This window comes from Vibrio sp. 99-8-1, from assembly GCF_013114595.1.
GTDB lineage: Bacteria > Pseudomonadota > Gammaproteobacteria > Enterobacterales > Vibrionaceae > Vibrio.
The window spans coordinates 184417-206355 of the sequence record NZ_VTXE01000002.1 but is presented as its reverse complement, the minus strand read 5'-3'; the positions used below and the strand labels follow the sequence as shown (position 1 = coordinate 206355).

Genomic DNA, 21939 nt, shown 5'->3' with positions numbered 1-21939 from the left:
GAATCAACATACTAAGCATAAACTGGCAAACGAGCACAGATCGCCAAAACTTTTTGCTTGGTTGCATCGATTACAGATTGATCATCCGTATTATCCAATACATCACACATCCAGCCAGCTAAGGTCTTAGCATCTTCTTCGGTGAAACCTCTACGGGTGATAGCAGGCGTTCCCACTCGGATACCAGACGTTACAAATGGGCTTCGAGGGTCATTCGGAACCGAGTTCTTGTTCACCGTAATATTGGCCGAACCCAAAGCAGCATCAGCTTCTTTACCGGTAATACCTTTATCAATTAAGTCTACCAAGAACAGATGATTCTCTGTAGAACCCGATACAATGCTATAACCACGAGCAATAAACTCAGCCACCATTGCTTTAGCATTAGCAACAACACGATGCTGATACTCTTTAAATTCAGGCTCCATAGCCTCTTTAAAGGCGACTGCTTTACCGGCAATAACATGCATTAGAGGGCCACCCTGCCCACCCGGGAATACAGCAGAATTTAGTTTTTTGTACAACTCTTCACCAGCATTTGACAGTATAAGTCCACCACGAGGGCCAGCTAATGTTTTGTGAGTTGTTGTAGTCACAATATGTGCGTGAGGTAATGGCGTTGGGTAAGCACCCGCCGCAATCAGTCCAGCAACGTGTGCCATATCAACAAACAAGTAAGCATCGACTTTATCCGCAATCTCACGCATGCGAGCCCAATCTACCACTTGAGAATATGCAGAAAATCCACCGATAATCATTTTAGGCTTGTGTTGTTGTGCTAAAGCTTCCATTTCGTCATAGTCAATTTGACCAGCTTGATCAATGCCGTAAGGAATAATGTTGTAATGTTTACCTGAGAAGTTCACAGGAGAACCATGAGTAAGGTGACCACCATGGGCCAAGCTCATTCCAAGTACCGTATCACCTGGGTTTAGCAGCGCCATATAAACAGCACTATTTGCTTGAGAACCAGAGTGAGGTTGAACATTGGCATACTCACAGCCAAACAGCTGACATGCACGTTCAATCGCTAATGCTTCTGCTTTATCAACATACTCACAACCACCATAGTAACGCTTGCCCGGATAGCCTTCCGCGTATTTATTCGTTAGCTGAGAACCTTGAGCTTCCATTACTCGAGGGCTGGTATAGTTTTCTGAAGCAATAAGCTCTATGTGTTCTTCCTGACGAAGAGTTTCTTCCTGAATTGCAGCGTATAACTCTGCATCATAATCAGCGATATTCATATCACGCTTTAGCATCTGTATCTCCTGACTCAGATAATCTGAAAATTGCAATAAAAGCACAAATTTCGCCACGCAAACGTTTTCGTGTCGACAATAAGCGGCTATATTCTACATAATTTGTACAATATCAGAAAGCCGCTCAATGCATTTATTTGTGCTATTTTCCTAATCCATTTAAAAATAATTCAATTTGACCGCCAAACAGTCAGCGTCGATAAAGCAATGCCAAACCATCTAACTTCATTTAGCCTTGCTTACCCTAGTGTCAACTTAGGCATTTACACCCTGTAAATTGTAGAATACAGACCTTACCTTTAATTTACCGCGCCAAGCTATCGAAATAAACAGTTTTTCTCTAATATTCGCGCTATTCTCTGCCACATAATTGAAACATGATGGAAAAACACTCACGTAAAGAAGATTGGATCGCCATATTGACCGGAACATTTGTCACGGCACAAGGGGTGTTCTTTCTCCAGTCTGCCGATCTTTTGACCGGTGGCACAACAGGGCTTGCTTTGCTTATCAGCCAATTTGTCCCTTTAACTTTTGGCGTACTCTATTTTTTGCTAAACACACCATTTTATCTGCTAGGCTGGAGGCGGTTTGGTAAAAAGTTTGCTATAAACAGTGCGATTTCCGGTGGATTGGTGTCTATTTTCGTCGATCATCTTAATTTAGTCATCAGTTTAGAGTTTGCCAATCCAGTGTACTGCGCTATTGCTGGAGGCTTGTTAATGGGCTTGGGTATGCTCATTCTATTTAGGCATAAATCGAGCTTGGGTGGCTTTAATGTTTTCTGTCTCGTCGTTCAAGATAAAACCGGCATTTCAGTAGGAAAAACGCAACTGGCTATTGATTGCACTATCCTCATCGCCTCATTTTTCTTTGTTTCTCCACTGATTATCGTCATATCTATATTAGGTGCAATAATGTTAAATCTGGTCTTGGCAATGAACCATAAGCCAACCAGATATCAAGTTAACTACAACAAAGCCACTTAAAAATAGTCATTGAAAAGTCGCTAAAATGAGTATACAAATATTCTATTCACTCTCTTGTATACTCATCTTATGACTCGTTTATCACACCCGCACACCTTTAATGCCACGCAGTTTCGTCGCCAACTTCATATGTTTCCAGAGCTATCAAACCAAGAAGTAAACACCGCGGCCAAGATAGTAAAACAGCTCTCCATGTTTGGTCTAACCGCTAAAGAAAACATTGGTGGTAACGGTATAGTATGCGTAATTGACAGCGGTAATACAGGAGAAACCACTCTGTTTAGAGCCGATTTTGATGCGCTACCTATTGTCGAGAAATCCACTCACCAACATGTTTCTCAGCACTGTGGTGTAATGCATGCATGTGGTCACGATGGGCATACCGCATCATTACTTATGGTGGCAGAGCACCTCGCGAATCACCCACCAAGTCGCGGAAAGATCATTTTACTGTTTCAACCTGCTGAAGAGACAGGTACAGGTGCGGAGGAGATGTTGAAACATTCTTGGTTAAATAAACAAAGTGTCGATAACACTTTTGCTTACCACAACTTGCCCGGACATCCGCTGGGCTCGATATTAGTAAAGCCGGACACCTTCGCTTGCGCATCGACCGGGGTCAGTATTGAGTTTCAAGGCAAAACCTCTCATGCAGCGCGACCAGAAAATGGAATCAGTCCAGTTGAAGTCATGATGACGGTAATACGCCAACTGCAAACTCTATCTGAGCATTACCCTGATACTTTCACTTTGGTCACCATTGTTCATGCTCAACTAGGAGAAGAAGCATTTGGTGTTTCACCCGGTTACGCCAAAGTAATGGCAACACTTCGTAGCGAATGCAATACGACTTTTGAACAGATGAAGAAAAAGTTGCTTAACACGCTAAGTGAGTTAGAAAATAACAGTGATATTAAAATAACCCTACAGTGGGATGAACCTTTTAACGCAGCGGTAAACAGTGCTAAACACTGCGATATCGTCGCAGAACAAGCGGAAGAACTCGGACTTTCAGTTATTCAATTGTCAGAACCGATGCGCTGGTCAGAAGATTTTTCACAGTTTTTATTAAAATGGCCGGGCGCACTTTTCTGTATCGGCAGTGGAGAGTCTCATCCACAACTACATAATCCTGACTATGATTTCCCAGATGAGATATTAGCTACAGCGAGTTCACTATTCATTTCAATTGCGCAGAGGCTACATAAGTGAATGGCTAACTGGCCTTAGTAAACAACAAAAAAGGCTCAATAGGTTGTCTGCCTACTGAGCCTCAAAAGTCCGAATGCAATATCAACAATATTATGAAGTATGGCTAATCAATAGCACCAATGTTTGATAGGGTTCTAACGTTATTAAATGTTCAAATTTATCGTTCGTTGCATAGTTAGAAATCAGACAGCTTGCTGAATGAACATCTATATCACTCGGCAATACACAACTCGTACGCTCACCATAAAAATTATTGATACAAATTAGCGTGCTGGACTCATCACTTCTGCTATAACAGAACACCTGTTTATGATCTGGCAGTAGATCTTGATAATCACCGAAAGTAATCACCGCAACCTCTTTACGCAACGATATCAACTTTTTATAAAAGTAGAATACGGAGTCAGTTTGGTCTACTGCACTTGCTGCATTCACTTCTAAGTAGTTCTCTGCAATATCAAGCCAAGGTTTCCCTTGAGAAAATCCCGCATTTTTTTCACGATTCCACTGCATTGGTGTCCGTGAATTATCACGAGATTTTTGCGCCAAAATTGCCATCATATCGTCAGCGTTTACACCTTGCTGATTAACCATAATGTCATACATATTGGTACTTTCAACATCTTGGTATTGCGACAAATGGCGGTAATGAGGATTGGTCATCCCGATCTCTTCACCTTGGTAGATATAAGGTGTGCCTTGCATCATATGGATAGAGGCCGCCAGCATTTTTGCCGACTCGACTCGAAATGTTTTATCGTCACCTAATCGGCTAACTACCCGAGGTTGATCATGGTTACACCAAAATAGAGCGCCCCAACCATTATTATTTAAGCCTCTCTGCCAATGATTGAAGATCTGCTTAAGCTGTAAGAAATCAAAAGGCGCTTTGGTCCATTTATCTCCATCGGTATAATCCACTTTTAAATGATGAAAATTGAACACCATAGATAGCTCACGCTGATCCAAACTAGAATACTGTTGGCAGTGCTCAAGGGATGTTGAAGACATCTCCCCAACCGTGACCGAACCATATTTTTGGAATACCGCTTCGCTGATCTCCTGAAGATATTCATGAACTCTAGGACCGTCAGTATAAAAACGTCGACCGTCTCCAATGTTGTCATCGACAAAATCTTGCTGCTTAGAAATAAGATTGATTACATCAAGGCGGAACCCATCTACCCCTTTGTCTGCCCAAAAGCTAATGACCTGTTTAACTTCTTCTCTAACTGTTGGATTTTCCCAGTTAAGATCTGCCTGCTCTTTAGCAAACAGATGTAAATAGTACTGGCCGGTCTCACTATCCAGCTCCCAAGCATTACCACCAAATTTTGACTGCCAATTATTGGGTGGCAGGCCATTTATTGGATCCTTCCAAATGTAGTAATCACGATAAGGACTATCGAGATTGCCCAGAGCATCTTGAAACCATTTATGATGCGTGGATGTATGGTTAACCACAATATCCATAACAACACGAATACCTTTTTGATGCGCTTTTTCTAACAGTTCATCAAAATCATCCATACAACCAAACTGTGGATTGATGGCATAGTAGTCCGAGATATCGTAGCCATTGTCCACCATTGGTGACTCATAAACAGGAGTTAGCCATATCGCATCAACACCGAGAAGTTGCAAATAATCTAACTTAGAAATAATACCCTGTAGATCACCCGTGCCTTTGTCACCGCTATCGCAAAAACTTTTTGGGTAAATCTGATAAATCGTAGCAGTCTTCCACCACTGCGGATCGATTGTACTCATTTGAAAAACTCTCTCACCAACTAAATCAATGTCACTAATTTTCTGAACGACTCTGACCAAATTAAGTTAGCCTCACTAAAGCAAACTAAATAGGTTAGCGGTACAACCTTAAAAAAAGGTTGCCACTCACGGCTCAGCTTATCGAACTCATTTTGAACACTAAATTAATGCCATTGAAACAACAGAAAAGAGTGGTCAAATTGACCACTCAACAATTGATACAACAATTACGCACTAGCGACTTGTAGTTCGCCTTTCGCTTCTGCACGCTTATAGAAGAAAAGAGTTAATGCAGCAGGAAGTAAAATCGCAACCAGCATTGCAATAGAATAGATTGTCCAGTATTGCGGCTGAATCGATAGAATGCCCGGCAGACCACCGACACCGATACCATTTGCCATCACGCCAGCACTACCACAGATTGCAGCAGCAACTGCAGAACCAACCATCGCACTCAACATAGGGAACTTGTATTTAAGGTTAATACCGTACATTGCAGGCTCTGTTACCCCTAAATACGCAGAAATAGCCGCTGGAACAGAGATGTCGCGTTCACCATGCTTACGGCTGATGATGATAATGCCGACAACAGCCGATGCTTGCGCAATATTTGACAGTGCAATCAATGGCCAGATAGGTGTGCCACCCAACTCTTGCATAAGTTGTAGATCCACCGCATTGGTTGTGTGGTGCACACCAGTAATAACTAATGGTGCATAGAAGAAACCAAATACCATTGCACCTAGTATTGCAAAATCACCTGTCATTGCAGCCTTAGCAGCAAAAGCAACACCGTCACCAATGGTACGACCAATAGGGCCAATCAGAGAGTGCGCAAGAATCACAGACAAAATGATGGAAACAAATGGCACAACCACAAGATACAAATAGGAAGGAACAATTCGCTTAAGGTTGGTCTCAATAAACGCCAGAGCGACACCCGCTAACATTGCAGGAATAACCTGTGCTTGATAACCCACTTTTTCGATAACAAACAGACCAAAGTCCCACACTTGTGGCACCTCTTTACCTATCGCATAAGCATTCATTAATTGCGGCGAAACGAGAGTGACACCCAAAGTAATACCCAAAATAGGTGTTCCACCCAACTTCTTCACTGTCGACCAACAAACCCCTACAGGTAAGAAGAAGAATATCGCTTCACCAATCAGCCATAAGAATGAGTGTACCGTTGCCCAAAACTGACTAATTTGCGTCAGCGTCTGGCCATCAAACATTTTGATGTCACCAATGACATTACGGAACCCAAGAATCAAACCACCAGTGATGATAGCAGGTAGCAGAGGTACAAAAATTTCAGCTAAATGGGAGATACCTCGTTCCAGAATATTCATATTCTGACGTGCCGCTACTTTCGCATCATCTTTAGAAGACGCACTCTTGCCTGACATCTCAATCAGTAATTTATAGACTTCGTCAACTTCGGTTCCGATCACAACCTGAAACTGACCAGCATTAGTAAAACATCCTTTTACTATGCGTAACTCTTCTAATTTCTTAACATCAGCAGCTTCTGTGTCACTAAGAACAAAACGCAATCGTGTCAGGCAGTGGCTCACACTCGCAATATTGTCACTTCCACCTACTAACTCGATAAGACGTGCAATGTCTTGTTTTGCAATCTTACTCATCATTCTCACCCGTTTTATTGGCTAATTAAAGTTTACACCATCAAAGTGACGGCATTAAAATGGGAACATTCCCAAAAGTGAATTATATAGTGCACCATAATAAAGAAAGATAAAATGGGAACATTCCCATTAATTGAGCAAGATCACATCAATTTTGTCAAATCACCTTAGCTCAAGAGAGACATTCAAGTAGAAAATATGAACTAACAAGAAACGCGATAGCATGCCAAACAGGGCAGAATCACTAGATTGAAAATCATAAAATATTATTTGAGTCGCTTATGTCTAAGGTCTGTTGACCTTAGACATAAGAAAGGGATAAGGATGGAACGAATCCTGCTCGGTTTATGAAATCAGATTAACTGAGTGGTTTCTGTGTTAAATGCTGTTCACCAACGGCACCAGAAAGTTGCTCGATTAATAAACTAGCGGCGGCCTCACCAGCTTGCTGATAGCCTGGATCAACACTATAAGTATTAGGGAATAGGAAAGAGAGCATGGTATTTCCCCCCACACCTGTCACTAAAACCTCTTCTCTATTTAACTCTTGAAGCCTCTTAATTACCCCCAAGGCAAGCGTATCACTAGCACACGCCACAGCTTGAGTATCCTCTGTTAACACTTTATCTAATAGACAATAGCCACTTTCATGATCAAGCAAACCAGTTTGATAACTTGGCTTAATCTCTCTCTCTTTACACCAACTCAAATAGGAGTTAAGCCGAGCTTCCCCGGTCGTTTTATCCGCAGGATCGACACCAATATAAGCAATATTGGTCAATTTTTTCTTAAAAAGATAATCCAGCGACTGATGTATCACCCCATGGTTATCATAATTAATGGAAGAGACACCATCGACATCCATGGCAATAACCACCATTTTGTCTTTCCAGCTCACCAGTTGGTCAATATCGCACTCGGTAAAACCAAAAACAATCACACCATCGACATTGCGTTTCTTTAACACCGCCAAGTGCTCATTGGTCTTATCTCGATCAAACTGGCTTTCCATTATCACAACATCGTAACCCGCAGCATATAGACGTTGAAGGATGCTACTAATAGCACGATTTTCGGATGGGGAATCCAAACGAGAGATAATCACGCCAACGACTTTTTGGCTTCCTCCTCGCATAGACTGGGCCGACTTAGAGGGAACAAAGCCTGATTCTGCAATCACTTTTTCAACTAATTCTCGTGTCGCAGGCTTTACCTTTGGATCATTAGTCAAAACACGAGATACCGTAGATTTACCAACGCCGGCCAATTTAGCAATATCAAGAATGGTCAGTTTTTTGCTCATAAATCTTACTTGTCCCGTAGAATATAAATTCAATTAGTTAGATTATTCTAGTAAATCATTCTGCTGATAAATAGTCAGGAACATCTTTGATACTGGCTAATACCACTGATGCTAATTTTTCTCCAGCGTCAGTAACCGGTTTACCAGTGCGAACAAGAATTTTCGTTCCTACTCCAGCCGCATCTGCCGCCATCATATCTTCCGCTTTATCTCCTACCATGACTGACTTTTCCATATCTATTTTGAGAAAGTCTCTAGCAGAAATAAACATCCCCGGTTTAGGCTTTCTACAATCACAATTTTGCTTGTACTCACCAATTCCATGTTCTGGGTGATGAAGGCAATAGTAGATACCATCCAGTTCTACACCGTTATCAACAAAGTTCCAATCCATCCACTCTGTTAACGAAAGAAAGCGCTCTTCACTAAACATACCGCGCGCGACACCTGATTGATTGGTCACTAAAACTAACAGATAACCCATCTGCTGCAGTTTCTTGGTAGCAGCAAAAACACCGTCAATAAATTCAAAATCATGCTCATCATGTACATAACCATGATCAACATTGATTACGCCATCTCTATCTAAAAACACCGCTGGTTTAGCCAAAGTCTTACCCTCAAACACCTTTTAATTTCAGATTATTACACGCTTTCCAACACTTAACATCATTTATGCAAGAAAGCATAACATTCCTCTTAACCAGCTCATTATATAACTAAATTTTATATCTCATAACAAATCAAATCTTACTAATTGGCAATTTAGACGTCTAGACGTAAAAATATCTATTGACAATAAATTGGGGAAGCAATAGCATCATCTACTAAGTGAGACGCAAGTCAAAATTTTATTCTAAATAGGTTGATGCATGATTAAGATCAGTAATGTAAATAAGGTTTTTTATCAGGGTGAAAAACAGATCAATGCCCTGAGAGAGATCAACCTAACTATCCCTCAAGGCCAGATATTTGGAGTAATTGGCTCGTCTGGTGCAGGAAAAAGTACCCTAATTCGATGCGTGAACATGCTTGAAGCACCAACGTCGGGAAATGTTGTTGTAGATGGTATAGACCTCACCACTCTGACCCAAGCCGACTTATGCCAGGCTCGGCAGAATATTGGCATGATTTTTCAGCATTTTAACCTGTTATCGTCTCGTACAGTCTTTGACAATATCGCTCTACCTTTAGAGTTAGCAGGAAAAAATAAGCAGCAGATTGAAGATAAGATCAACCAACTTCTCTCTCTGGTAGGTTTATTAGATAAACGAGATACCTACCCTGCGAATTTAAGCGGTGGTCAAAAGCAGCGAGTCGCGATTGCTAGAGCATTAGCCTCTGATCCTAAAGTACTGCTGTGTGACGAAGCCACCAGCGCACTTGACCCAGCAACAACCCAATCTATTTTAGAGTTGTTAAGAGAGATCAATCGTAAGCTGAATATTACTATTTTGCTGATTACACATGAAATGGATGTGGTTAAAAGCATCTGCCACCAAGTGGCGATTATCGGTGATGGCGAATTAGTTGAAAAAGGCAGTGTGGGTGAAATTTTTGCTCACCCTAAAACAAACTTAGCGCACCAATTTATTCGTTCCACTTTGGATCTTTCTATCCCTGAAGATTACCAAGCCAGATTACAAGCCGAACGTGTAAGCAATAGTCATCCTCTGGTACGACTAGAATTTACGGGCGAAACGGTTGATGCCCCACTGGTAAGCCAGATATCAAGAAAATTCAATATTGATATCAGTATCTTAAGTTCAGACCTTGATTATGCCGGAGGGGTTAAGTTCGGCATGATGGTGGCTGAACTGTTCGGCAACGAAGAAGATGAGCAACAAGCTATTGAGTTTCTCAAGCAACATAAAGTAAAAGTAGAGGTGCTAGGTTATGTCCTTTAGTTCAATCACAGAATGGTTAAGCCTAAATAGTAGCTTACTAATTGGTGCCACTGGAGAAACGTTATACATGGTTGCGGTGTCTGGCATTGTGGGCTTCGCTGTTGGCATTCCATTAGGGGTTATTTTGCATATCAGCAAAAAAGGCGGACTGGCAGAAAACAGCAAACTAAATTCAATTTTAGGGGCCATTGTTAATGTTGGTCGTTCTGTACCTTTTCTTGTTCTAATGGTTGCCATCATCCCGGTCACTAAACTACTGGTCGGCACTTTTATTGGTACTACCGCTGCAATCGTACCTTTGACTATTGGCGCCATCCCATTTGTTGCTCGTCTTATTGAAGGCGCACTGTTAGAAGTTCCTTCTGGCCTAGTGGAAGCGGCTCAGTCAATGGGGGCGACCCCAACTCAAATCATAACTAAGGTTCTGCTACCGGAAGCGCTGCCTACCATTGTTAACTCTGTCACCATCACTTTGGTTACCCTTGTTAGCTACTCCGCAATGGCAGGAACCGTTGGTGGTGGTGGCCTAGGTGATGTCGCCATTAGATACGGGTTTCACCGTTATGACGTCGTCATTATGGCCGTTACCGTGGTTATGTTAATCATACTTGTTCAAATAATTCAGTCTCTTGGCGACGCCGTTGTACGCCGTGTAGATCATAGATAAATTAAAGCTGTTACCTCAACTTACGGTAAAAACAGCACATTATTGCAAAACAGCATAAAAATTATACAGGAGAAAACCATATGAAATTTAGTCTTAAAAGCGCATTAACCATTGCCACCGCAGCTTCTGCACTTATCTTAGCAGGGTGTGGAGAGAAAGAAGTAGATGTGAGTAAAATCAAAGTAGGTGTAATGGCAGGTGCAGAGGCTCAAGTCGCTGAAGTAGCCGCAAAAGTCGCTAAAGAGAAATATGGTCTTGAGGTTGAGCTCGTTACGTTTACTGACTATGTCACCCCTAACGCCGCATTGGATGATGGTTCCGTTGATATTAACGCATTCCAGCATAAACCATACCTTGATCAACAAATTGTTGACCGTGGTTACAAACTTTCTATTGCTGGTAACTCATTTGTTTACCCAATTGCAGGCTACTCTAAGCAAGTTAAATCTGTGGATGCTATTGCTGAAGGTTCACGTATTGCAGTACCAAATGATCCAACAAACCTTGGACGTTCACTGCTTCTTCTTGAGCAGCAGGGCTTAATTAAACTGCGTGAAAATGTCGGCCTGCAAGGAACCGTTCGCGACATCGTAGAGAACCCTAAAAACATCACCATTGTTGAACTGGATGCAGCACAACTTCCTCGTTCTCTTGACGACGTCGCGCTATCCATCATCAATACAACTTACGCAAGCAGCATTGATTTAACTCCGCAAAAAGATGGGCTATTTGTTGAAGATAAAGAGTCACCTTATGTAAACCTAATCGTTGCTCGTGAAGACAATGTTCAAGCAGAAAACGTACAGAACTTTGTAAAAGCGTACCAAACTGAAGATGTATACAGCGCCGCATCAGACATCTTTAAAGGCGGTGTGGTTAAAGGTTGGTAATGGATAGAAGTTAATACGAACCATTCGATTAACCTCCTCTTCTAACCGAAAGGCTGAATGATTCATTCAGCCTTTTTTGTCTTTCTTCTCGTTCCATATCTGTTCCACCAACAAGCTACCCTTGCCCGCTAAATTGACAATCACTCACACACTGAAGGGAAGATAAATATTGCTCAAACAAGGCTATTGAAGTCGCAGCCGTATGTGCTATTCTTGCTCACAACAAATTGATTTTGATATTAGTCGGGGAGCTAAGGGGAAACCTAAAGCTGAGACCATTTCGATGGGACCCGTTGAACCTGATGCAGTTAACACTGACGTAGGGAACTAGTAGTCTTGCCATCGACCCAGCCCAACGGTAGCGGTTTTTTTTGGCAGCTGTTATTTCCTATACGTACAACTGGTATTCAAGCCGATATAAAATCCATATCCGCCACTGGTGGCTATGCTTGTTCTGTCATCACAGCCCTTACTGCGCAAAACACACAAGGTGTTAGCGCCATCTATCCCATTAGTGCTGATTTTGTCTCGAAGCAACTAGATTCTGTATTTTCCGACCTTAACATCGTAGCGGTAAAAATCGGCATGTTGGCAGATACAAACATTATTCATGCTGTTGCCAACGCTCTAAAAAAATACACCCCCAAGCATATCGTGGTTGATCCGGTGATGGTTGCTACCAGTGGCGACTTGCTATTAGAACAGAGCGCCATTAGCACGTTAAAAAGTGAGCTACTTCCTCTCGCAGATATCATCACACCTAACCTTCCAGAAGCCGCCACCCTAGTAGGTAGCAGTACTCCCCGCACTAGCAGTGAAATGCTGTCCTTGGTTGAAAAGCTTGGCACTTTAAATTACAACTCAATACTACTAAAGGGCGGTCATTTGCAGCATGACTGTTCGAGTAATGACCTTCTTATTGATAAACACACCACCACCACCTTTACGACTAAACGTATTCATACTCTTAACACTCATGGAACGGGCTGTTCGCTCTCTTCCGCTATTGCAAGTTATCTCGCACAAGGTCACTCATTATCGCATTCCGTTCAGCAAGGGAAAAAGTACATTACAGGCGCGATTGCTCATGCGGATGAGTTGCAAATTGGTCATGGGCATGGGCCTGTTCATCATTTTTTTGCTGCACATCCCTTTACAAGCGCAACCAATGAAGAGACAGAGCAGTAGCCATGACAAATACGATTGCCATTAACATTGTCGACGGCCGCTTGCAGTATCTCGATGATAATACCGCCGTGATAGCCAATCTGAATATGCAACTATCAGCCAATAGTTGGAGTTGTATTTTAGGTAGGAGTGGCTGTGGGAAATCGACTTTATTGCGCTACTTAGCAGGTCTGCTCGACGACAAAATAGAGTGGAGCGGAGAGATCCGTTTGCTAAGCAATAGCAGCGAAAATACCCCGCATGAAAACCGGCACATTAAACCAGAATTCGCCTATATGGCCCAGCAAGATCTGCTACTGCCGTGGCTGAATGTATTTGACAATGTCTGCTTACATATCGGCTTAGCGCACCGCCAGCCTAATCAGCGAGAGAAACAGCTCGCCTTATCGTTAATCGAACAGGTAGAACTCTCTGATCACATCGATAAATTGCCCCAGCAATTGTCCGGAGGAATGCGCCAACGTGTAGCCCTTGCTCGTACGCTTATGCAGGATAAGCCCGTTGTATTGATGGATGAGCCTTTTTCCGCGCTAGATGCGGTGACACGCCATAAATTGCAAAACCTGTCTGCTCATCTACTAAAGAACAAAACCGTCGTTCTCATCACTCACGATCCTCAAGAAGCACTTCGGCTTGGCGAGCAAATATATATTATGCGTGGCACCCCGGCAGAAGCGATCCGACTCACACCACCTAACGCTACTATCCCTAGAGAATATACCGCTGAGTTAGCCAGTTATCAGCAATCTATTCTCAATAATCTGGAGCACGATTATGTCTGAGATGAGTCAACTTCAACAACGCCAAATGAGTCTTAAGCAGCAAGTGAGCTATCCACACAGCACCCTCATTCAGTTTGTCATTACCGCGGCAGTATTACTTAGTTTATGGCAACTGACGGTTAGCCTATTTAACATGCCCAGTTTCATCCTCCCTTCTCCTATTGCCGTCTTCAGCAAGCTTGTACAAAGAGTTGATGTTCTGTTCTATCACGCGCTGGTCACCGGCAAAGAGATTGTATTAGGGCTGGCTATCGGTCTGATATTTGGACTTTTTTTCGCCCTACAAATGTTACTGTTCAAGCCCGTTAAACGTTGGTTGTTACCCCTTCTTATTGCCAGCCAAGCCATCCCAGTATTCGCTATAGCGCCAGTTTTGATGCTGTGGCTCGGCTATGGCATTGCCTCAAAAGTCGTAATGGCCGCACTCATTATCTTCTTTCCCGTAACAACTTGTTGCTATGACGGACTTCGCTCAACGCCACAAGGTTATTTAGATCTCGCCAAAACCATGTCTGCCACCAAATGGGCCACGCTTCGCTATATCCGCTTTCCCGCTGCATTACCAGCGATCGCATCAGGCATACGAGTCGCAGTGGTGGTCGCTCCGATTGGGGCCGTGGTTGGAGAGTGGGTTGGTTCAAGTGAAGGGCTGGGCTACCTCATGCTGCAAGCCAACGCCCGCATGATGATCGATGAAATGTTCGCGGCACTGTTTATCTTAGCGACATTTTCCGTCTCTCTCTATTTTATTACCGACAAACTATTAAAACGCCTGATTCCATGGCAACCATAAATGTAAACCGAGTAACTCACCTATCTGCACCTCAGATAGTTTCCCAAATATTAGCTAACAAACACACACAGAAAATTGAAAAGGAAAACACCACTATGATGACTTTTTTCTCTAAAAAGCCGCGTAAAAAAGCAGTGACTGCTGAAATGACTATCGCCATTATCACGCTATGTTTCTCTCTCTCCGTTAATGCCGCAGAGAAACAAGTCACCTTGATGTTAGATTGGTTTGTCAATCCTAACCACGGTCCTATCGTTATTGCACAACAGAAGGGCTACTTCGCTCAACAAGGTTTAAACATCACCATTCAAGAACCTGCAGATCCTAGCGTTCCGGCAAAACTCGTTGCGGCCGATAAAATTGATATGGCCATCTCCTACCAAACAAGCTTAACCATAGATGCAGCAGCAGGGTTACCATTAATTCGGGCTGCAACGCTGATCTCTACCCCGTTAAATACCTTAATGGTGCTGGACAATGGCAAGATAAACAGCTTAGCGGATCTTAAAGGTAAAAAGATTGGTATTGCGATTGCGGGAAATGAAGAAGCGACCATTGGTACCATGTTAAAAACCGCAGGTGTGAGATTTGATGAAGTGGAGATCATTAATGTTGGTTGGGCACTCTCTTCTTCTCTTGCATCTGGAAAAGTGGATGCCATTTGGGGAGGATTACGCAACTTCGAATCAAACCAGTTAGCGATTGAAGGGTATCAATCCAAAGCCTTCTACCCTGAAGAGCATGGTGTTCCTTCTTACGATGAGTTGGTTGTTGTTGCCAATTCAGAAAACTACGATGCCAACACCATCCGACACTTTAATCAAGCCATCGAACAAGCCACCACTTATATCATCAATCATCCCAAAGAGTCATGGGCCGAGTTTGTCGCATACTCGCCAGACACACTGGACAATGAACTAAATAAACGCGCCTGGAATGATACGTTAACCCGTTTCGACCTTCGTCCATCAGCGGTGGATCTTAATCGTTACGACCATTTCACCGAGTTTCTATTTCAAAATGGCATTATCAACAGCAAACCCAACGCTCGCGACTTAGTACCCACTCTCTAATCGCGACCATGTCGATTCTATGGACACCTGCATACATAGCAGGTGTTCAAACGACTAAATCACTTTCTCACCCAGCTCAGTAATCCAAGGATACATAATGAATCATCAAGATCTTATTAATGCATGCAAATGTGATTGGCAGCAGTACATTCAACACGACTTTGTCCATCAACTCTCATCTGGAAACTTAAACCACCACGCCTACATCCATTATTTAAAACAAGATTTCCTGTTTCTAAAGCAGTATGCACGCGCGTATGCTCTTGCTATTTATAAGGCTCGCACCCTTGCTCACATGCGTATGGCACTGCCGAGTGTTCAAGCACTATTGGCAACAGAAATATCCCATCACGTAGAATACTGTGAGAAGTGGGGATTAACTGAACAAGATATGGAAGCCGAGCAAGAGAGCTTTGGCACCGTGGCTTATACTCGCTACGTCCTCGATGCTGGAATGACCGGAGATCTAATTGACCTCTATGTCGCACTAGCGCCTTGCTCGCTAGGCTATGCTGAAATTGGCAGAAACCTTAACAGCCAATCATCTTGTTTAGATGACAAAAATCCTTACCAAAGCTGGATAGATTTATACAGTGGTGAAGAATTTCAAGCGGGCGCGAAATTAGCGGCTGAACAACTAGATCAATTACTCTCTGAGATCGATCGGAACAGTCAACGTGGCCAGCAACTGTGTCAAGTGTTTGCAACAGCAACTCGTATGGAAGTAGCGTTTTGGCAACAGGGGTTGGATGCTGAAAAGTAATACGGCCTAACAAGCTCCGTTTTCTGATAAGGCATTTAACCGCCAAGCACAATGTCGCTCACCACCAAAATTAGCGCTTATAGATTGATTTCACTCTGTTCAATGATCGCTAGTTGGAATAACCCGCATTGTTTATGCTATTTTGGTGGTCATTGTAATTAAGTACTGGTAATCGATGACTTACTCGCTAGAACCTATTGGCGTAATACAAACACCATTTAAAGAAAAATTTGCTGTGCCGCGTCAACCTAGATTGACTGCTAGCGCAACGTCTAAGCTTCTTCTTACCGGAGCCGCAAACTCTCCCGATTCGGTTCGTGGTATTGAGCAGTTTAGTCACATATGGTTACTGTTTCTATTTGATAAAAACTTAGAAGCAGGATGGAACCCTACCGTTCGCCCACCTAGGCTGGGTGGTAACGAAAGAGTTGGCGTATTTGCCTCAAGAGCCCCTTTTCGTCCCAATGGGATCGGTATGTCGGCTGTAGAATTAAAAAATGTTGTGATAGAAGATAACCAAGTATGGCTTGAACTGGGCAGCGTTGACCTTGTAGACGGCACACCCATTATCGACATCAAACCCTATATTCCTTATTCAGATTCTATTAGCGATGCCAATGGTGGCTTTGCACAAACCCAGCCAGATTTACTGCCGGTCACCTTTAGCCAGCATGCCGATCAACAGTTGCGTTTTCACGCTAACCAAGCTCAAGTTAGAGCCGTTATCAGTGAGGTACTGGCACAAGATCCGAGGCCTGCCTATAAAAAAAATAAGGTCGATACAAAAGAATATGCGGTAAACCTGTTCGATTTAAACGTAAAATTCAAAATATCGGCACAAATAGTTACCGTCACGGCAATAGAACGCTTTTGACAAAAGCAAATGGCTGCTACTATTACTGGCTTAATTGGCCACCGCACACGCTGTCGCCTTTCTTTTAATCAAGACAAACGGATACCATAAATGCGTACCAGTAAATATCTTCTTTCAACTCTGAAGGAGACTCCAAACGACGCAGAAGTCATTAGCCACCAGTTAATGTTACGTGCAGGTATGATCCGCAAGCTAGCTTCAGGTCTTTATACTTGGCTACCAACCGGTCTACGTGTTCTGCGTAAAGTCGAAAATATTGTTCGCCAAGAGATGAACAATGCAGGTGCTGTAGAAACGCTGATGCCCGTAGTTCAACCTTCTGAACTATGGCAAGAAACAGGGCGTTGGGACAAATTTGGCCCCGAATTACTACGAATTGCAGATCGCCATGAACGACCGTTTGTACTGGGCCCCACACACGAAGAAGTCATTACCGATATGATTCGCAATGAAGTGAAATCATACAAACAACTTCCGCTGAATCTCTATCAGATTCAGACCAAGTTCCGTGATGAAGTTCGTCCACGTTTTGGTGTTATGCGTTCACGCGAATTCATCATGAAAGATGCCTACTCTTTCCACCTAGATAAAGAGAGCTTGAATGAGACATACAACGAAATGCACCAAGCATATTGTAATGTCTTTGGCCGCATGGGTTTAGACTTCCGTCCGGTTTTAGCTGATACAGGCTCTATTGGCGGTAGTGGTTCTCATGAATTCCACGTACTAGCAGAAAGTGGTGAAGATTTGATCGCTTTCTCAAGCGAATCAGATTACGCCGCCAATATAGAAAAAGCAGAAGCGCTAGCTCCAGCCGAAGGTCGTCAAGCACCAAACCAAGAGATGGTACTGGTTGATACTCCAAATGCAAAAACCATCGCAGAACTGGTTGAACAACATGGTCTTGCTATCGAGAAAACCGTGAAGACGCTATATGTAAAAGCGTCTGAAGAAGTTGATGCCGATATTGTTGCCCTCATTATTCGCGGCGATCACGAGCTAAACGAAGTCAAAGCAGAAAACTTACCTCAAGTTGCTTCTCCGTTAGAGATGGCTGAAGAGGCAGAGATTCGAGCACTAGTTGGTGCCGGCCCTGGTTCATTAGGTCCCGTAGAACTTAAACTGCCATTTATCGTAGATCGCAGTGTCGCTGCCATGAGTGACTTCGCTGCCGGCGCAAATATTGACGGCAAACACTACTTCGGTATTAACTGGGATCGTGACCTTGAATTAGGTCAGGTTGAAGACTTACGTAACGTTGTTGAAGGTGATCCTAGCCCATGTGGCCAAGGTGTTATTCAACTTAAGCGTGGCATCGAAGTTGGTCATATTTTCCAGCTAGGTAATAACTACTCTAAATCAATGAATGCAACCGTTCTTGGTGCTGATGGCAAAAACCAAGTAATGGAAATGGGTTGTTATGGTATTGGTTGTACACGCGTTGTCGCTGCTGCAATTGAACAGAACCATGATAAGTTCGGTATTATCTGGCCAGAAGCCATAGCGCCATTCCAAGTTGTGATTGTACCGATGAATATGCATAAATCCGAGCGAGTGAAAGAGGCCGCAGAGAAGCTGTACAGCGATCTAACGGCACAAGGGATTGAAGTACTGTTTGATGATCGTAAAGAGCGTCCGGGTGTCATGTTTAAAGACATGGAACTCATCGGGATTCCTCATACTATCGTTATCGGTGATCGCAGCATGGACGAAGGCAACTTCGAATATAAGAACCGTCGTAACGGTGAGAAAGTGGCTATCGAAATGAGCAGTGCTGTAGAACATATTCGCAGCCAACTTAAATAGCTCGTTATTTATAGTGACTGATTAAAAAAGCTGCCAATGGCAGCTTTTTTTTGCCTAGTCTCTTCTTATTGTTGCCAAATTCTCGCCTCTGCTACTAACCTAAGACATAAATTAGATAAACACTTTTCCTTAGACCATACAAAGCACAACCGCAATAAAGTGAACAAGACGGTAAATTTTGTATAGAAATGTAAATATGATTGAATTTTGCCCCTTGAGACATCAAGTTCTAAGAAAGGTCTGCGTCGTCGAACTTGTTTTCGCGACATAATTAATGCGATCGGTGTTAATACATAATGAGGTGAACAATGGATTTAAAAAACTTACTCAACCAAGCTTTAAATTCTGATCTAGTCAAACAGGGCTCAACATCACTTAAACAGGGCGCATCTGGCCTTGGCAATATGGCAAAAGATAAAAATAACCTCTCTGCACTTGGTGCTGGTGCCGTCGGTGGCGGATTAGTTGGGTTATTAATGGGTTCAAAAAAGGCACGCAAAATGGGCAAAAAGGTAGCTGGTGTCGGTGGTGCGGCAGCACTTGGCGCATTAGCATTTAAAGTTTATAACGACTGGCAGTCTCAACAAGGAGATCAGCCACAAACGGCGACAGAACCCAGTTCCAGTTCATCTCTTGACGAAAACCAACACAGCGTATTAATTCTCAAAGCGATGATTGCATCCGCCAAGGCTGATGGTCATGTGGATGAAGAAGAGAAACAGAAAATCCAGCAAGCCATTGCCAGCTTAGGCGCTGATGACGCAGTTAATAACCTCGTCACCGCCGAACTAGAGAAACCTCTTGATCCAAGTGAAGTGGCACAAAATGTCTCATCACCAGAACAAGCTGCAGAAGTTTACCTCGCTTCACTATTGGTTGCAGATGAGCAGAATTTTATGGAAAAAGCCTACTTAAAAGAGCTCGCAACACAGTTAGGTCTAGCGGATGATCTGGTTTTGCAACTTGAGCAGCAAGTAAGTAGCTAACATTATTTCTCAACCTTGAGCTTGTTCCGCTATAGCGGTATATTCTTTGCCATTAGACACGGATATACCTCAGTAAGCTCAAAGTTTTTGAGTATATCTCCGTACAACATACTTGTTCAGCAAGGTGCTAAACCAGCAATAAGTGTTGTACGGATATTGCCATTTAGGAATTGATAATGAAAATATACGACTGTTGCAATCTGGTTCGCGAACTTTATGCTCAAATAGGCAGTGGCGACCAAGGTTATATACCTCAAGCCATCACCTGTGCTTTAAAAACATTAAATGATATTGCTGCGGATGAGTCACTTCCCTTGGCAAGTAGAGAAAGAGCAGCCTTTGCCGCGGCAAACTTGCTTATATCCGATCATCAAGATTAATTAAGGTACCTATTATGGATTTGTCGAACTTCGCCAGCATGGATACCATAATGCTTATGAGTATCGTTAATTTAAAACTTAGAGATGATTTTGATGGCGACCTAGATGAGTTGGTCAAGTTTTTCGATATTGACCGAAAGGCGTTGGAAGAGAAGTTGGCAACTGCGGGGTTTGAGTTTTTGCCTGAAGCAAAACAGTTTAGATAAATAGCTATGTTCGGCGGGTTAAAGTAGTGAAAAGGCGAGCCGTAATGGCTCGCCTCTCTATTCTCTGTTGTTACCGCTACACCGGGCTAAATCAAAAACACTTTGTAATCTTTCAGTTGTGGAATTTTTTCATGTAGCATTTTCTCTTCTTCTGCTACTTTTTCTAGATCATCACAATACTGCTCTGCATCCTGCTTAATCTCTTTAGATTGCGTGCTAATTTTATCATCCAAGGTACTTTGCAGGTCAGCCAGTTTATCCTTTAACTCCGTTAAGTTAATACCGCCCTCTTGCTTCATCTTCTCCGTCAATGCATCAAAAGCACTGCTAAAGAACTCTGCATTGAAGGTCTTTTTCGCTTCGGCAAAATCTTCTTTCCAATTTGCCATTGCGTCACTAAAAGCAGCTTCTTGCAATACAAACTCGTTGCCTTTTTGGTAACGTTTTTCTAGACCATTAAAGAACTCTTCAAGCGCCTCTTTAACACTATTAAATGCTGCTGAATCACTGAAACTAGCAGATATATCATCTAATATACTTTTCGCAAGATCTAAGCCATTTCTGGCAATCTCTTTCGCTTTAGGCAGATACTCGTTCATGCTTTGACGATACTTCTCAACCGCTTCCCGCTGAACAGCGTCTAAATCCAGCTTTTCACCATTAATAAAAACATTATTGTCTTTATCAATCAGTACTTGAGGAGAGTCTTGCTGATAAATCTCCACTTTATTGCCATCTAAATGCACTTCGTTTTGAATGTCCACATTACACTGCCCTTGAACTTGGGCGTGAGCATTAACTGCTACAAACATCATTAACGCTAACACTGTTTTTTTCATGGTTCCCTCAATACGCTGGTAAGTTAAGGTTAAGTCTAATCTGAGACGAAATCTAAATAATATCGACTATGGTATAGCAAACTTTTTTGTTTCCTAGCACAAGTTCAACATCATCATCGACACTTTTCCCTAGTAGAGCACCACCTAATGGCGCTTTGCTGGTAACAATAACAATTTTATTTCCCTGATGGCAAACCGACACACCACCGGCACGCGGCCCCACAAAAAAAGCTGCTCGATATCGTTTTCATCGCATACGGTGACAATACTTGCTAATGAGACAGTGGCTTGGCTATCCGTTTCGCAACGATGTTTAACATGATGCGGGCTCGCAGCTAATGTACGGTATGCCGCGATATCTGCTTCACTCTGCTGTACTCGCAACGCCTGCCCATGCGCTAAATAAGAAGCCTCCAACGCCAAAGTATCATATTTGTGTTCTGGTATCGTCTCTTCGTCGGTCGCCGCTTCAATCGCCCTTTGTGTCGCATTACAGGCGATTTTATGTATAGCATATAACTCATCTAAAATTACATTGAGTAGTTCTGTCTTATTCACATTTACATTCAAGATAGGTTCTTACATCCAAATTCTATT

At 42.8% G+C, this 21939-nt stretch carries 21 protein-coding genes, 1 pseudogene and 1 riboswitch; of the genes and pseudogenes, 15 read left to right on the top strand and 7 right to left on the bottom strand.

Annotation, left to right across the window (positions count from 1 at the left end; all coding sequences use genetic code 11):
* Nucleotides 1-11: 11 nt before the first annotated feature.
* On the bottom strand, nucleotides 12-1262 hold the full coding sequence (glyA, locus tag F0227_RS01770; RefSeq protein ID WP_171751431.1) for a serine hydroxymethyltransferase: 1251 nt from the start codon (nucleotides 1260-1262) through the stop codon (nucleotides 12-14).
* A 380-nt stretch (nucleotides 1263-1642) separates the two neighbouring features.
* On the opposite strand from glyA, the gene F0227_RS01765 reads away from it, so the two are divergent.
* The gene (locus F0227_RS01765) at nucleotides 1643-2251 is read left to right on the top strand and encodes a YitT family protein (RefSeq protein ID WP_171751430.1); all 609 of its coding nucleotides are present in this window, start codon (nucleotides 1643-1645) and stop codon (nucleotides 2249-2251) included.
* Between the two features lie 69 nt (nucleotides 2252-2320).
* The gene (locus tag F0227_RS01760) at nucleotides 2321-3463 is read left to right on the top strand and encodes an amidohydrolase (RefSeq protein ID WP_171751429.1); all 1143 of its coding nucleotides are present in this window, start codon (nucleotides 2321-2323) and stop codon (nucleotides 3461-3463) included.
* A 90-nt stretch (nucleotides 3464-3553) separates the two neighbouring features.
* Here F0227_RS01760 and treC read toward each other — a convergent pair whose 3' ends face one another.
* From treC to gmhB, 4 genes are all read right to left on the bottom strand, one after another.
* Nucleotides 3554-5233, bottom strand: a complete 1680-nt coding sequence (treC, locus tag F0227_RS01755) for an alpha,alpha-phosphotrehalase (protein ID WP_171751428.1) — start codon at nucleotides 5231-5233, stop codon at nucleotides 3554-3556.
* Nucleotides 5234-5460: 227 nt separating this feature from the next.
* On the bottom strand, nucleotides 5461-6885 hold the full coding sequence (treB, locus tag F0227_RS01750; RefSeq protein WP_171751427.1) for a PTS trehalose transporter subunit IIBC: 1425 nt from the start codon (nucleotides 6883-6885) through the stop codon (nucleotides 5461-5463).
* Between the two features lie 358 nt (nucleotides 6886-7243).
* Nucleotides 7244-8188, bottom strand: a complete 945-nt coding sequence (gene treR, locus F0227_RS01745; RefSeq protein WP_171751426.1) for a trehalose operon repressor TreR — start codon at nucleotides 8186-8188, stop codon at nucleotides 7244-7246.
* Nucleotides 8189-8243: 55 nt separating this feature from the next.
* Nucleotides 8244-8798, bottom strand: a complete 555-nt coding sequence (gmhB, locus tag F0227_RS01740) for a D-glycero-beta-D-manno-heptose 1,7-bisphosphate 7-phosphatase (protein ID WP_171751425.1) — start codon at nucleotides 8796-8798, stop codon at nucleotides 8244-8246.
* A gap of 262 nt (nucleotides 8799-9060) precedes the next feature.
* Here gmhB and metN point away from each other — a divergent pair, with 262 nt between their 5' ends.
* From metN to F0227_RS01675, 13 genes are all read left to right on the top strand, one after another.
* A complete protein-coding gene (gene metN / locus F0227_RS01735; RefSeq protein WP_171751424.1) occupies nucleotides 9061-10095 on the top strand; it encodes a methionine ABC transporter ATP-binding protein MetN in 1035 nt (344 codons plus the stop codon).
* Nucleotides 10085-10762, top strand: coding sequence for a methionine ABC transporter permease (locus F0227_RS01730; protein ID WP_171751423.1), 678 nt, complete (start codon nucleotides 10085-10087; stop codon nucleotides 10760-10762). Before metN ends, F0227_RS01730 begins: the two co-directional genes overlap by 11 nt.
* 80 nt (nucleotides 10763-10842) lie before the next feature.
* Nucleotides 10843-11652, top strand: coding sequence for a MetQ/NlpA family lipoprotein (locus tag F0227_RS01725; protein WP_171751422.1), 810 nt, complete (start codon nucleotides 10843-10845; stop codon nucleotides 11650-11652).
* A gap of 234 nt (nucleotides 11653-11886) precedes the next feature.
* Nucleotides 11887-11995: riboswitch (TPP riboswitch) on the top strand.
* A gap of 35 nt (nucleotides 11996-12030) precedes the next feature.
* Nucleotides 12031-12840, top strand: coding sequence for a bifunctional hydroxymethylpyrimidine kinase/phosphomethylpyrimidine kinase (gene thiD, locus F0227_RS01720; protein ID WP_171751464.1), 810 nt, complete (start codon nucleotides 12031-12033; stop codon nucleotides 12838-12840).
* Between the two features lie 2 nt (nucleotides 12841-12842).
* Nucleotides 12843-13622: an ABC transporter ATP-binding protein gene (locus F0227_RS01715; protein ID WP_171751421.1), complete on the top strand. Its 780-nt coding sequence runs from the start codon at nucleotides 12843-12845 to the stop codon at nucleotides 13620-13622.
* Complete coding sequence (locus F0227_RS01710) at nucleotides 13615-14415, top strand: ABC transporter permease (RefSeq protein ID WP_171751420.1); 801 nt, start codon at nucleotides 13615-13617, stop codon at nucleotides 14413-14415. Before F0227_RS01715 ends, F0227_RS01710 begins: the two co-directional genes overlap by 8 nt.
* Nucleotides 14416-14561: 146 nt before the next feature.
* Nucleotides 14562-15488 (top strand): ABC transporter substrate-binding protein, encoded by a 927-nt coding sequence (locus tag F0227_RS01705; RefSeq protein WP_171751463.1) that lies wholly within the window; start codon nucleotides 14562-14564, stop codon nucleotides 15486-15488.
* Nucleotides 15489-15585: 97 nt separating this feature from the next.
* On the top strand, nucleotides 15586-16251 hold the full coding sequence (gene tenA, locus F0227_RS01700; RefSeq protein WP_171751419.1) for a thiaminase II: 666 nt from the start codon (nucleotides 15586-15588) through the stop codon (nucleotides 16249-16251).
* A 175-nt stretch (nucleotides 16252-16426) separates the two neighbouring features.
* A complete protein-coding gene (tsaA, locus tag F0227_RS01695) occupies nucleotides 16427-17125 on the top strand; it encodes a tRNA (N6-threonylcarbamoyladenosine(37)-N6)-methyltransferase TrmO (RefSeq protein ID WP_171751418.1) in 699 nt (232 codons plus the stop codon).
* A 90-nt stretch (nucleotides 17126-17215) separates the two neighbouring features.
* Nucleotides 17216-18931, top strand: coding sequence for a proline--tRNA ligase (locus tag F0227_RS01690; RefSeq protein ID WP_171751417.1), 1716 nt, complete (start codon nucleotides 17216-17218; stop codon nucleotides 18929-18931).
* 308 nt (nucleotides 18932-19239) lie between these two features.
* Nucleotides 19240-19917 (top strand): tellurite resistance TerB family protein, encoded by a 678-nt coding sequence (locus tag F0227_RS01685; protein ID WP_171751416.1) that lies wholly within the window; start codon nucleotides 19240-19242, stop codon nucleotides 19915-19917.
* A gap of 176 nt (nucleotides 19918-20093) precedes the next feature.
* The gene (locus F0227_RS01680; RefSeq protein WP_171751415.1) at nucleotides 20094-20297 is read left to right on the top strand and encodes a YaeP family protein; all 204 of its coding nucleotides are present in this window, start codon (nucleotides 20094-20096) and stop codon (nucleotides 20295-20297) included.
* Nucleotides 20298-20311: 14 nt separating this feature from the next.
* Complete coding sequence (locus F0227_RS01675) at nucleotides 20312-20503, top strand: DUF4250 domain-containing protein (RefSeq protein ID WP_171751414.1); 192 nt, start codon at nucleotides 20312-20314, stop codon at nucleotides 20501-20503.
* An 86-nt stretch (nucleotides 20504-20589) separates the two neighbouring features.
* Here the strand turns inward: F0227_RS01675 and F0227_RS01670 are convergent, their stop codons facing one another.
* A complete protein-coding gene (locus F0227_RS01670) occupies nucleotides 20590-21342 on the bottom strand; it encodes a DUF2884 family protein (protein WP_171751413.1) in 753 nt (250 codons plus the stop codon).
* A 52-nt stretch (nucleotides 21343-21394) separates the two neighbouring features.
* A pseudogene (locus F0227_RS01665) lies at nucleotides 21395-21900 on the bottom strand (GreA/GreB family elongation factor).
* Between the last annotated feature and the right edge of the window lie 39 nt (nucleotides 21901-21939).

Coding starts and splice junctions, on each gene's coding strand:
- F0227_RS01710 (WP_171751420.1), top strand. CDS start 13,615: ATGTCTGAGATGAGTCAACTTCAACAACGCCAAATGAGTCTTAAGCAG.
- F0227_RS01690 (WP_171751417.1), top strand. CDS start 17,216: ATGCGTACCAGTAAATATCTTCTTTCAACTCTGAAGGAGACTCCAAAC.
- F0227_RS01715 (WP_171751421.1), top strand. CDS start 12,843: ATGACAAATACGATTGCCATTAACATTGTCGACGGCCGCTTGCAGTAT.
- F0227_RS01725 (WP_171751422.1), top strand. CDS start 10,843: ATGAAATTTAGTCTTAAAAGCGCATTAACCATTGCCACCGCAGCTTCT.
- F0227_RS01765 (WP_171751430.1), top strand. CDS start 1,643: ATGGAAAAACACTCACGTAAAGAAGATTGGATCGCCATATTGACCGGA.
- treR (WP_171751426.1), bottom strand. CDS start 8,188: ATGAGCAAAAAACTGACCATTCTTGATATTGCTAAATTGGCCGGCGTT.
- F0227_RS01670 (WP_171751413.1), bottom strand. CDS start 21,342: ATGAAAAAAACAGTGTTAGCGTTAATGATGTTTGTAGCAGTTAATGCT.
- tsaA (WP_171751418.1), top strand. CDS start 16,427: ATGACTTACTCGCTAGAACCTATTGGCGTAATACAAACACCATTTAAA.
- F0227_RS01680 (WP_171751415.1), top strand. CDS start 20,094: ATGAAAATATACGACTGTTGCAATCTGGTTCGCGAACTTTATGCTCAA.
- F0227_RS01705 (WP_171751463.1), top strand. CDS start 14,562: ATGACTATCGCCATTATCACGCTATGTTTCTCTCTCTCCGTTAATGCC.
- treB (WP_171751427.1), bottom strand. CDS start 6,885: ATGAGTAAGATTGCAAAACAAGACATTGCACGTCTTATCGAGTTAGTA.
- metN (WP_171751424.1), top strand. CDS start 9,061: ATGATTAAGATCAGTAATGTAAATAAGGTTTTTTATCAGGGTGAAAAA.
- glyA (WP_171751431.1), bottom strand. CDS start 1,262: ATGCTAAAGCGTGATATGAATATCGCTGATTATGATGCAGAGTTATAC.
- F0227_RS01760 (WP_171751429.1), top strand. CDS start 2,321: ATGACTCGTTTATCACACCCGCACACCTTTAATGCCACGCAGTTTCGT.
- F0227_RS01730 (WP_171751423.1), top strand. CDS start 10,085: ATGTCCTTTAGTTCAATCACAGAATGGTTAAGCCTAAATAGTAGCTTA.
- tenA (WP_171751419.1), top strand. CDS start 15,586: ATGAATCATCAAGATCTTATTAATGCATGCAAATGTGATTGGCAGCAG.
- F0227_RS01675 (WP_171751414.1), top strand. CDS start 20,312: ATGGATTTGTCGAACTTCGCCAGCATGGATACCATAATGCTTATGAGT.
- F0227_RS01685 (WP_171751416.1), top strand. CDS start 19,240: ATGGATTTAAAAAACTTACTCAACCAAGCTTTAAATTCTGATCTAGTC.
- treC (WP_171751428.1), bottom strand. CDS start 5,233: ATGAGTACAATCGATCCGCAGTGGTGGAAGACTGCTACGATTTATCAG.